Annotated in this window: 10 protein-coding genes; 4 read left to right on the top strand and 6 right to left on the bottom strand. The window is 42.3% G+C overall.

Features of this window, described 5'->3' with window-relative positions; all coding sequences use genetic code 11:
- Window positions 1–7: 7 nt before the first annotated feature.
- The gene (locus BMW53_RS12825; protein ID WP_038558026.1) at window positions 8–1,276 is read right to left on the bottom strand and encodes a Gfo/Idh/MocA family oxidoreductase; all 1,269 of its coding nucleotides are present in this window, start codon (window positions 1,274–1,276) and stop codon (window positions 8–10) included.
- Window positions 1,277–1,500: 224 nt separating this feature from the next.
- On the opposite strand from BMW53_RS12825, the gene BMW53_RS12820 reads away from it, so the two are divergent.
- The gene (locus BMW53_RS12820) at window positions 1,501–2,385 is read left to right on the top strand and encodes a thymidylate synthase (protein ID WP_038558028.1); all 885 of its coding nucleotides are present in this window, start codon (window positions 1,501–1,503) and stop codon (window positions 2,383–2,385) included.
- A gap of 135 nt (window positions 2,386–2,520) precedes the next feature.
- Here the strand turns inward: BMW53_RS12820 and lipB are convergent, their stop codons facing one another.
- Both lipB and lipA read right to left on the bottom strand, forming a co-directional pair.
- Window positions 2,521–3,189, bottom strand: a complete 669-nt coding sequence (lipB, locus tag BMW53_RS12815; RefSeq protein WP_038558030.1) for a lipoyl(octanoyl) transferase LipB — start codon at window positions 3,187–3,189, stop codon at window positions 2,521–2,523.
- Window positions 3,190–3,244: 55 nt separating this feature from the next.
- Complete coding sequence (lipA, locus tag BMW53_RS12810) at window positions 3,245–4,108, bottom strand: lipoyl synthase (protein WP_038558032.1); 864 nt, start codon at window positions 4,106–4,108, stop codon at window positions 3,245–3,247.
- Between the two features lie 134 nt (window positions 4,109–4,242).
- Between lipA and BMW53_RS12805 the strand changes: the two genes are divergently transcribed.
- Window positions 4,243–6,132, top strand: coding sequence for a tetratricopeptide repeat protein (locus tag BMW53_RS12805; protein ID WP_038558033.1), 1,890 nt, complete (start codon window positions 4,243–4,245; stop codon window positions 6,130–6,132).
- Window positions 6,133–6,281: 149 nt separating this feature from the next.
- Here the strand turns inward: BMW53_RS12805 and BMW53_RS12800 are convergent, their stop codons facing one another.
- Window positions 6,282–7,238, bottom strand: a complete 957-nt coding sequence (locus BMW53_RS12800) for a Fic family protein (protein ID WP_038558035.1) — start codon at window positions 7,236–7,238, stop codon at window positions 6,282–6,284.
- Window positions 7,239–7,553: 315 nt separating this feature from the next.
- Here BMW53_RS12800 and BMW53_RS12795 point away from each other — a divergent pair, with 315 nt between their 5' ends.
- Together BMW53_RS12795 and ruvC are read left to right on the top strand one after the other, a co-directional pair.
- Window positions 7,554–8,441: a DMT family transporter gene (locus BMW53_RS12795; protein WP_038558037.1), complete on the top strand. Its 888-nt coding sequence runs from the start codon at window positions 7,554–7,556 to the stop codon at window positions 8,439–8,441.
- A 286-nt stretch (window positions 8,442–8,727) separates the two neighbouring features.
- Entirely contained in the window at window positions 8,728–9,279 is a 552-nt protein-coding gene (gene ruvC, locus BMW53_RS12790; RefSeq protein ID WP_038564522.1) for a crossover junction endodeoxyribonuclease RuvC, read from the top strand.
- A gap of 188 nt (window positions 9,280–9,467) precedes the next feature.
- On the opposite strand, the gene BMW53_RS12785 is transcribed toward ruvC, so the two are convergent.
- Both BMW53_RS12785 and BMW53_RS12780 read right to left on the bottom strand, forming a co-directional pair.
- Complete coding sequence (locus tag BMW53_RS12785; RefSeq protein WP_038558039.1) at window positions 9,468–10,637, bottom strand: MalY/PatB family protein; 1,170 nt, start codon at window positions 10,635–10,637, stop codon at window positions 9,468–9,470.
- 43 nt (window positions 10,638–10,680) lie between these two features.
- On the bottom strand, window positions 10,681–11,370 hold the full coding sequence (locus tag BMW53_RS12780; RefSeq protein ID WP_038558041.1) for a 2-phosphosulfolactate phosphatase: 690 nt from the start codon (window positions 11,368–11,370) through the stop codon (window positions 10,681–10,683).
- Between the last annotated feature and the right edge of the window lie 250 nt (window positions 11,371–11,620).

The following is an 11,620-nucleotide window of genomic DNA, read 5'->3' as shown; positions in this document are numbered from 1 at the left end:
TCATCCTTTAAATCGTCCACGGTGCGCGCATTGGTTGATTGATCAGACGGTTTGCCCCTTCATCATCAATAAACTCCAGTTTTTCAGGATCGAAATGCAATGTGCGTCCCAATCGAACTGCAGTAATACCAAGGTTCACAAGTGTTGCCGACCGGAATCCGTTGGTCTCGTTCAGTGCAAACTTCTTGCGGGTTTTTACCGATTCAGAGAAAATGCCGATCTGCGGTTCAGGATCAGGTAAGGTTTTAATAAAGCTTTGCAGGTTAGGAATGTCTGATTTGAAGCCCTGGTAGATTTTTCCGTGTGGTCCTTCAATGTAGGCTGCATCTTTGTCGCGGTTTTCGCCATCAAGAATGATTTGGCAACCATCGGCATAAGTATAAGTCACACGTCGCCAGGTACCCACGGCATCGTAATGTTGTTGTGGTGCGTCAACCTCAATTTTTACCGGGCTGGTATCGTCTTTGCCCAGCATGTATTGAACAGGGTCGAGGTAGTGTTGCCCCATATCGCCCAATCCGCCGCCATCGTAATCCCAGTAGCCCCGGAAGTTGGCATGAACACGCTCGGCATTGTAAGGTTTGTACGGCGCAGGCCCCAACCACATATCGTAGTTAAGGTTTTTCGGTACCGGTTGCGGAGCAAGGTTGTGTTTGCCTTGCCAGTAAAATTTCCAGTTGTAGCCGGTAATTCCGCTTACGGTAACTTTTAGCGGCCAGCCCAGAATCCCGCTATCGATTACTTTTTTTAGTGGCTTAACATCGGTTCCCAGTCCGTAAAACTGGTCTTTAAAACGGAACCAGGTGTTCAGACGGAACATACGTCCGTGGGCATTTACGGCTTCCATTACTTTCTTTCCTTCGCCAATGGTACGGGTCATTGGTTTTTCGCACCAAATGTCTTTTCCGGCTTTGGCGGCTTCAACAGCCATAATGCCGTGCCAGTGAGGTGGCGTAGCAATATGCACAATGTCAACTTCGGGGAGTTGGCATACTTCCCGGAAATCAGTGAATTGTTTCACATCGTAATCAATCAGGTTTTTGGCCAGTTTCAGGTGTTCGGTGTCCACATCGCAAATGGCAACTACACGCGTGCCCTCGTAAGGAATATGACCGCGGCCCATTGAGCCAACACCGATAATAGCTTTTGTTAATTGGTCGGATGGTGCAAGATATCCGTTGCCGCCCAACACGTGGCGCGGAACGATAACCAGGCCGGCTCCTGCAGCCAGCGCACCTTTTATGAAACTTCTTCTCGAAGTCGATTTCGTACTCATTGTTAATTGGTTATAGATTAAAATTTAAAATCAGTTTGAATGGATAAAAATATAAAAGTAATGAAAATAAATTCCTAAGAAATTAAAGACTTATTAAAAAAATGCAAAACCAAGCTGATTGATTATGGCTTCAATTCATTTTTTCCACACGCCAAAGTTTCATTCGCCTGCCTTTTTTCTATCTTTAAATCCTTTCGATTAGTAGAATCGCTAAAACTATTAAAATGAAAAACATTCCGGTGATTTCGATAACAGGAAAATCGTTGGCCGAAGCTTACGAAACTGCACTTATTTACTTGTATGGAAAAGGAACCCGTTTTAAAACACAGTACGACCGGCCGGGAGATCCGTTGAGTATTGATTGTACGATGAATTTAACGATTCTGGAGCCAGAGACCGATCCGATGATACACATGGCCTTTCCGGGTGGTGTTGAAGATTTGCGCGAATACGTGTTGGAACTGGAAGGATTGAAAGACCACCTGGTTAAAAACATGAATGATCCGGAAGATAAACGTCCGGAATATACCTATCACGGGCGTTTACAAAACTATGGTGTTTGGAAAGAACTGGTGGACGGAGAATCAAAAGAAGTTGGTGATTTTAAGGTTGACCAGATAAAAAATGTGATTAATAAACTGGCCGAACAGCCTTTTACGCGGCAGGCACAAATGATTACCTGGATGCCCAATGTTGATTTTGCCTGCGACGATCCGCCAAGTTTACAATCGTTGTGGTACCGTATCCTGGAAGACGAAGACGGTACCTGGTGGCTGAACAGCAACATCCGCTACCGAAGCAACGATGCCTGGAATGCCGGATTTTTGAATATGTTCGGATTTATTCAATTCAGTAAAGATGTTATTGCAGCCGGAATTGCCGAAAAAACCGGTAAAGCCGTAAAACTGGGGCGTATGAACTGGCAGGCCGATTCGTACCATATTTACGGAAAAGATATTCGCACGGCAAAAGAACGCCTATTTGGGCGCATTAACGATATGGCTTTTGAAGAGCGCACCATGAATTTTAACGATCCGCTAATTCGGAAAGTGTACGACAATGCTGAAGGCGAAATAATTGAAAAGATTAACAAATTAGGTCACCAATAATTAGAATCACACCAAATATATAAATCCGTTACGTCATGCTGAATTTATTTCAGCATCTTTCTTTTCGTAGAGAGATTCCGAAACAAGTTCGGAATGACGTGCCCGAAATTTAAGACTTAACGTGCTAGTAGATATTTAAAACGCTTCATTAAACTTCTCCATCGCAATTCTTTTTACCTCTTCCATCGGAATTTCTCTACCCAGCTCTTGCTGAATGGAAGTAACTGCCGACGAGGCAAATCCACACGGATTAATGTAATTGTAGTAACGCATGTCGGTATTTACGTTTAGCGCAAAACCATGCATGGTAACATAGCGACTCACACGCACACCGATTGCACAAATTTTTCGTGCACGTACTTTATGGTCGGGTTGCAGCCACACGCCGGTAGCTCCTTCTTTTCGTCCGGCTTCCAACCCGTATTCGGCAACGGTTGCAATAATGGCATCCTCCATTCTTTCGATGTATTCGCGTACGCCGATTTTATAGTATTCCAGGTCGATAATCGGGTAACCAACCAATTGCCCCGGGCCGTGGTAGGTAATATCGCCACCACGGTTTATCTTGAAATAGGTGGCTTCAATCTTTTTCAGAAATTCGGCATTAGCCATCATGTTGGCTTCGTCGCCACTTTTACCCAGGGTGTAAACATGCGGGTGTTCCACCAAAATAAAATGATTGTGAGACGTGGGTTTGCCCGTGCTTCTTTTTTCGGCTATGGTTTCCTGAAGTTTTTCTTCCTGGTAATCCCAACATGCTTTGTATTCTTTTAAGCCAAGATCGACGAAATTAAAATCTGCCATTTTGCTCTAGATTGAATCAGATTGATAAGAGATTGAATTAGATTGATTGTACAACTTATGCTTTAACATGTTCTTCGGCGCGGTACGAACTGCGCACCAGCGGCGAACTCTCCACAAACTTAAAACCTTTGCGGATGCCGATGTTGCGGTATTCTACAAATTTCTCTGGAGTAATGTATTCAACCACAGGCATGTGTTTAGTTGTTGGCGCCAGGTACTGACCGATGGTCATTACTTTACAACCGGCTTCCAGCAAGTCGTCCATTGTTTTCAGCACATCTTCGTGTGTTTCGCCCAAACCAAGCATAATCCCTGATTTTGCCCGGCCAAAATTGTCGGCAACGTATTTTATTACCTCCAGGCTACGGCGGTATTTTGCAGCAAAACGAATAAACGGAGTGCGTTCTTCGGTGGTTTCCAGGTTATGCGAAATCACGTCCGGACCGGCATCGATTACCTGCTGTATCAATTCTGTTTTTCCTCTGAAATCAGGAATCAGCACTTCAATTTTTGTTTCCGGATTTACGCGTTTCACTTCGCGAATGGTTTCGGCCCAGATTCCGGCACCCTGATCTTCCAGATCGTCGCGGTCAACCGAAGTTATAACGCAGTGTTTTACGCCCATAATACGCACCGATTCTGCCAGCTTTTTAGGTTCTTCCAAATCAGGAGCAAGCGGCATTCCATTTGGTACGGCACAGAATTTACATTTGCGGGTACAGATGTTTCCTAAAATCATAAACGTGGCTGTTCCGCGGTTCCAGCATTCGCCAATATTCGGGCAGTTTCCGCTGGTGCAAATGGTGTGCAAACCATGTTTATTTACCAGGTTTTTTACCTTCGAATAGCTTTCTCCCTTCGGCATTTTCATCTTCATCCACTTGGGCAGGCGTTCCCTGCCATTCAACTCATGTGCCATAACAAATTAATTTTGTGCAAATGTAAAAGTTTAAAATCAAACTAAAATTGATTAAACTCCTAACTCTCAAAATTGTTTTGAAAAAAAGCATAGTTTAAACAACTGTGTTATTTTTGTATTACAAGCTGAAAACAATGAGACAATTCATTATACTACTCCTCTTAATAACGGGATTGAATACCGGATTTGCGCAACAACAGCGCTCCGAGGTGCAAACGAAATCGAGTTTGGCCATTCGTTATTACAATGCAAAGGACTTTGAAAAAGCAGCGCCTTTGTTAAAAGAGGTGTACGAGTTGACGCGCAACAGCACGTACTTCCGATATTACATCAACAGCCTGATAAGTTTAAATGAATTTGCTGAGGCAGAGTCGGAGCTTCAACGTGAGATAAAAAAACAGAAAACGCCGCGGCCGGAATATTACGTACATCTGGGGCAGGTTTATAAAAGCCAGAACCGTAATGAAGAAGCCCTGCTAATGTTTCAGGATGCGATTAGCAAAATACCCGCCAACCGCGGCGCTTATTTAACTACTGCCAATTCGTTTTTGGGCTGGGGCGAATACGGTTTGGCGCGTGATACCTATTTAAAAGGGAGAGCAACTTTGCCCGAAGAATCGTTTAATTACGAACTGGCGCGTTCACATCTGTATTTGCGCGATTACACCAATATGATGGAAGAGTACCTGAACCTGTTGCGCGAAGATGAAAAACACCTGGCGCGGGTGCAAAGCAGTTTGTCGTCGGCTATGCGGCTGGATATCGACGATGGTTTGCGCGACCAGTTTCGGGGGCAGGTACTAAAACGTATTCAGGCCGAACCTAGAATAATTGGCTACAATCGTTTGCTGATCTGGTTTTTTCTGCAGGAAAAGAAATTTTCGAGTGCGCTGCGCCAATCGGTTGCTCTAGATAAACGAACCGGAGCAGAAGACGGGCAGATTGCACAATTGGGCGATATGGCCTTGCGAAATAAGGAGTATGCCCAGGCTCAAAAAGCCTACGAATATTTGATGGATAAAGGAGAAGAAACACCATATTTCTCACAGGCTTATGCCCGGAATATTCATGCCAAATACATGGAATACACCAACGAGGGAGGCGGTAATCTGGAGCAGGGGCAAGCTTTAGCCACCGATTTTGAGAACGGATTACTTTACCTGAGCATTGGCCCGGCAACTTTGAATTTGGTGCGCGAGTATGCGCATTTGCTGGCCTTCTACCTGGATGATACCGAAAAAGCTATTACAGTACTGGAGAAAGGAGAGAAAGTTCCGCAGCTGAAACCCGAAGAACTGGGGCTGCTAAAAACGGAAATGGCTGATATTTATGTATATGCCGACGATCCGTGGGAAGCCATGCTCATTTATTCGCAGGTAATTGAAGCCAATAAAAAGAATTCGCTGGGCGACGAGGTGAAGCTGAAAAAAGCAAAACTGGGTTACTATATGGGCAACTTTAGCTGGGCAAAAGCACAGTTGGATGTGTTAAAAGCCAGCACTTCGAAACTAACGGCCAATGATGCAATGGAGCTGTCGATGCTGATTGGAAATAACCTTAACCTCGATACAACGGCAGTTCCTTTAACCATGTTTGCGAAAGCTGATTTGCGCTTTTTTCAAAACAAAAGCGATGAGGCCATGACCATTCTCGATGGTTTGGCAGAATTATATCCGTATCATTCGCTGGTGGATAATATCCTGTTCCGCAAGGCTAAAATTGAAATTGATAACCAGAACTACGCCATGGCTGCCGAATACCTGCAAACTATTGTTACCGATTTTAGTTACGACCTGCTGGGCGACGATGCTTTGTACCTGCTGGCCGAAATTTACAACTACCACCTGGGGCAGGAAGAAAAAGCCAAAGAGCTGTACAAACAAATGCTAACCAGTTACCCGGGAAGTGTGTTTACCGAAGAATCGCGCGAGAAATACCGGGAGCTTCGAAAAGTTTATCCTGATAAAGAGCCGGAAAATAAAGAAGGGTTGTTTATGCGGGCTATTGAGGAGGCGGAGTTTTAAAGATAACAGTGGTGATATGAGGTCGTGGCGGTCAGGCGAGAGTCTGAGTGTCTGACCGAAACTGAGGATGTGACGAGATTCGACTTATCGCCCCGAAGCTTCGGTGCTTACCCCAGGTATGACTTATTCCTCGCGTTAGGTTTATTTTTTTATTTGTATTTATATTTTGTTGTTCTTTTATCTCCATATTTTTCTATAATCCCATTGTCAACAGCAGATTTTAAATCTCTACTCGCAGTTGCCTGAGATATATTTTTGAATGCCCTTAAGTAGTCTTGTCTTGAAAACATTCTTGTTCCGATGATTTCTTTAAAATTCATGATTCTGTCATCGTTCGTCAGACTGATATTTTGAACTTTTAACAAATCTTCCAATGCATCTTTTATTATTTCGAGCATGAACTCTATAAAAAAAGTTGAGTTTCCTTGTTTGTCCGATTTCCCTAAAACACCATAATATTCTTTTTGCTTTTGTTTTATGAGACTTTCAATGGGAAGAAATTCGAAAACAGGGGAGTGTTCTTTTAAAATCATGGTTTGCCAAAGTCTTCCAATTCTGCCATTCCCATCAATAAACGGATGTATAAATTCAAATTCGTAATGGAACACACAACTTTTAATCAGAACTAAATCATCATCGTTCTTTAGATAGTTAAACAAATCAGACATTAGCGAACGAACCAAAGCTCCGGGAGGTGCAATATGGGCGATATCACTACCTTTAACAATTCCAACCGAACCGGTTCGAAGTTTTCCCGGATTCTCAATCAAGTCTTTCATTAAAATCTTATGTGCTTTACACAACGATTTTAATTCGAAGACTTTGAATTTATTAAGTTGATTGTAAATGCTGATGGCATTTTTTACTTCCAAAATATCTTTCTTCGGAGCAAGAATTCTTTTGTTTTCCAGTAAGTCTGTAATTTGCTCAACTGTCAACGTGTTCCCTTCAATTTCGAGTGAGGATTGAATCGTTTTTATCCGATTTCTTTTTCTTAATTCTGTTGGAGGTTTATTTAAATGAGCAGCATTAACTTCTCCAATTTTTTCTGAAATAGAAGCAATTAAGTTTAAAATCTTACTTGTTATTTCGTATGGTGGTTTCATAGTTTATTTATTTGATACTATCATTTGATATTATCAAAAATAGTCATAATTGTTTATGCGGCAATTCTTTTTCCCAATTAAACCTAAAGTATATATAACTGTATTTTAAATATATATCTTAATGGTGGTTGCTAGTGTAACTTGCAGATATTGTTTGTTTTGTCCTCGAAAATATGGCCTGACAGATTTTGTAATGTGCAAATTACACGCGAAAAATCTCCTTTGGCTAATCCGTGTTGTTGTTTTTTTGCATAGCATTAGGCAGAAAACCATTCAATTTCTTTTTGTACTTTGGTGTACTTATTTTACCCGTTTATGTCGCAAACCGTAAAAACCTATTTATACGCCGGATTGGCGGTGTTATTCTGGTCAACCGTGGCCACATCGTTTAAACTGGCGTTGCACGAGTACGATTTTATTCAGCTTATATTTTATGTGTCGGCAGTAACGGTAGTGTTGCTGTTTTTTGTTTTGGTAGCCCAACGAAAAACGCATTTAATATTTCGGCAGACCAAACGCGAGTGGTTGTATTCGCTGCTAATGGGGGCTTTTAATCCGCTGCTTTACTACCTGGTTTTGTTTAAAGCTTATTCGCTGCTTCCGGCGCAGGTGGCGCAACCGCTGAATATGATCTGGCCCATAACGTTGGCACTGCTGTCGGTACCGATGCTCAAACAGAAGATCAGCTGGATAAGTTTTGTGGCGCTGCTCATCAGTTTTGTTGGCGTGTTTTTTATCTCGTCGCAGGGTGGTTTCGATGGATTTGGCAGTACAAACCCGCTGGGTGTTGTGCTGGCGGTTGGAAGTTCCGTACTGTGGTCGTTGTACTGGATTTTTAATGTAAAAGATACCCGCGATCAGGTAGTGAAACTCTTTCTCAACTTTGCTATTGGTCTTATCTACCTCATTCCTGTTGTGGCACTATTCTCATCGTTTAAAGTATATTGGGGCGAAGCATTTATTGCCACCATTTACTCTGGTGTTTTTGAGGTGGGTATTACTTACGTATTGTGGTTAAAAGCCATGAACCTGACCAGCAGCAACGCCAAAATTGGCAATCTGGTATTTTTTGCTCCTTTTCTGTCGCTTGTATTTATTCACCTTATTTTAAAAGAAACCATCTACTTTACAACTTTTATTGGTTTGCTATTTATTGTTTCGGGTGTGCTGGTTCAGCAACTCGACCGGAGAAAACGGAGGTGAATGATGATTTGCGAATTTTCAATGACATTGTGAAACTTAGTGAGTACTTAGGGCCCTTTGTGGTAAAAATTGAACCACAAAGATTCACAAAGAAGGCACGAAGTAACACAAAGAATGATTAACGATTTGTGATTGAATAGGTAATTGGCAAATAGAAATAGGCAATCAAAAAAAAAACTTTTAATTAAGAAAGTAATCGAATGTGCTCTATGTGTCTATTGTGGTTCAAAAAAACAATATCAGTACCTTTGACGGCAGCTTAGCAACAAATTACTATTTTCAACGAATGGATAAACCGCTTCGTATATTGGGCATCGACCCCGGCACAACGGTAACCGGCTATGGTTTGGTAGAGATTAGAAATAAAAAACCGGTGATTTTGCACATGGGAAACATTACGCCCGGGAAATTCAAGGACCATTATCAGCGCTTGAAAGTGTTGCACGAGCGGGCACTGCACCTTGTAAAAGAATATCATCCCGATGTGATGGCCATTGAAGCGCCTTTTTACGGCAAAAACGTACAGTCGATGTTAAAACTGGGGCGCGGACAAGGCGTGCTTATGGCTGCCGCATTGATGTTCGATGTGCCGATTCACGAATACGCTCCCTTGCTGGTAAAACAATCCATTACCGGAATGGGACGCGCCTCGAAAGAGCAGGTGGCTTATTTTCTGCAAAAAGTGTACGACCTGAAAGACTTGGATAAGGTACTCGACGAAACCGATGCAGTTGCCGTAGCCATTTGTCATTTTATACAAATGAACAAGCCGCAAAAATCGAAGGCGTATAAAAACTGGGGCGACTTTGTTAAAAAGAATCCGGGTAAGGTAAAGTGAGTTTGATCTGGAACACGATCACTGCTAATTGTATTTTTTGCACCGTTCTTTAGAGCGGTGTATGAAGGCAGTAACAGAGTAATTGATTTTTAAGGATTTTTGTAAATTCAATTCTACAAAAATCCTTAAAAATCTGATTAAGATGGCGAAATCCGTATCACCGCCTTAAAAGACGGTGCAAAAGTAGTTTAAGCAAAAGCTTTTTCCAAGCGCTCAAGCGCTTCCTGCAGCACACTGCGCGGGCAACCGATGTTGAGGCGAAGAAAACCGTCGCCGCCAATTCCAAAACGCCCGCCATCGTTTAGTGCCACACCCGCTTTTTCAACGGTGAATTTTGCCAGCTCATCGTTTTTCATGCCATAATCCGAGAAATCCATCCAGATCAGGTAAGTGGCTTCCGGTTTCATTACTTTAACGCGCGGAAGTTTTTCCTGTACAAATTTTTCAAGCAGCTGATAATTTCCCCACAGGTAATCGAGCAGCTGTTCCAGCCATTCGTCGCCGTGTGTATAAGCGGCTTCCAATGCTACCGAGCCAAAAATATTTCCCATTCCCAGATGTCCAACGCCAATGGTGCGCTCGTAAGCTGCCAGTTTTCGTTTGTTCGGAATGATTACCAGCGATGAGGTAAGCCCTGCAACATTAAATGTTTTACTTGGTGCCATACTAACCATGCAGTTCTGCGCCACCTCTTCCGAGATGCTGGCTAATGGAATGTGTTTATGGCCGTTGTAAATCAGGTCCGAATGAATTTCATCCGAAATAATCATGATATCATTTTCCAGGCAGATAGCTGTCAGTGCAACCAGTTCTTCGCGTGTCCAAACCATTCCTCCTGGATTTTGCGGATTACAAAGCAGCAACAGTTTGGTGTTTTCGTCGATCTTCGATTTCAGATCTTCCAGATCGAATGTATAACGACCATTTTCTTTTTTCAGCGGATTCTCGATCATTTTCCGGTTGGTGCCTTTCACGCTGTCGAAGAACGGGAAATAAACCGGTGGCTGAACGATAACACCGTCGCCCGGTTTTGAAAAGCTTTCAATTGCATAAGTCAGTCCTGCCACAACACCCGGACTGAACGAGATCCATTCTTTTTTGATGTCCCACTGATGGCGCCGGCTCATCCAGTTAATCACTGCTTCGTAGTAGGAATCGGGGCGGAATGTGTAACCAAAAATCTCGTGTTCGGCACGTTTTTTTATGGCATCAACAATAAAATCGGGTGTTTTAAAATCCATGTCGGCCACCCAAAGTGGCAGTGCATTGGCCGAGTTGAAAAATTGTTCGAGTGCATCGTGTTTTAGGCAGTTGGTTCCTTTGCGCGGAACTATTTCGTCGAAATTGTATTGTTGCATTGTTACAAGGCTTTTGTTATTCCTTATTGTATCGGTAAAACGGTTAAATTTTAAGCTTCCGAAGATAATTTAAATCGCCAACCTTTTCAACTTTCAGTATAAAATCAAAACGGTTTAAATCCATGCACAGGTGAAAATCGCTTTCGGGCGACCAGCTTTCGGTAGCCGGATCGAAAAAACGGGCGCCATCGGTTTCTTTAATCTTTTGTACCATTGCCGGAAAATCGTTTGGCCGGCCTTCCAGTTCTTTTTTTATGTATTCGGCGCAAAGCGAGTCTTCGGCGGTGGGGTAGCGGCAGGCAAATCCCATGCATACCAGCGATACTTCTTTTGGATTGGTTTTTCGAATGTAATTAACAATAGCGCCTGCATTTACAAAACTGCCGGTAATTATTTCGTCGGCATTTATGGCATTTGTAATTCCCTGTGTGCCCGAACTTGTGGTCTGAACCATTGTTTTGGCTGTAATAACTGCATTGTTAATATGTGTTGGCGAATTCCCAAAATCAAAACCTTCCGGTTTTCGCTCATGTCGCTCGCCAATTAAAAGGTAACCGGGATTATCCTTTTTTAAGCGATAAGCCAAATCGATATCACCAACCGGAATAATGGTTTCGACTCCTTTATTAATGGCATAGCAGGCTGTGGAAAAGGCCCGCAAAACATCGATAATAATAACTGTTCCTTTTGCTTCTCTGGCACCTTCTGCGAGATGCAGGATATTGATATGCATATTTTACTATTTATTTAGAAATTACTAAAAATTATTTAACACGCCATAAATGAAAATGGCACGAAAATTGTGTTTCAAAGTGTCTTCTTTACATAAAGCCTTTTAATAAGGATGTTGTGCAAATTTATAAAAATATATAGTTGGGCTGAATGTTAAATTATCACAACATTTTTAATTATTTTAATATGTTATTTGACATGCATGCTGTAAAACATGTATGTTTGCAGAGTGATTTTAAAATGAAAACAAT

This window comes from Draconibacterium orientale, from assembly GCF_900111425.1.
GTDB lineage: Bacteria > Bacteroidota > Bacteroidia > Bacteroidales > Prolixibacteraceae > Draconibacterium > Draconibacterium orientale.
Note: the sequence above shows the minus strand (reverse complement) of the source record. Positions and strands in the feature narration are given on the sequence as shown.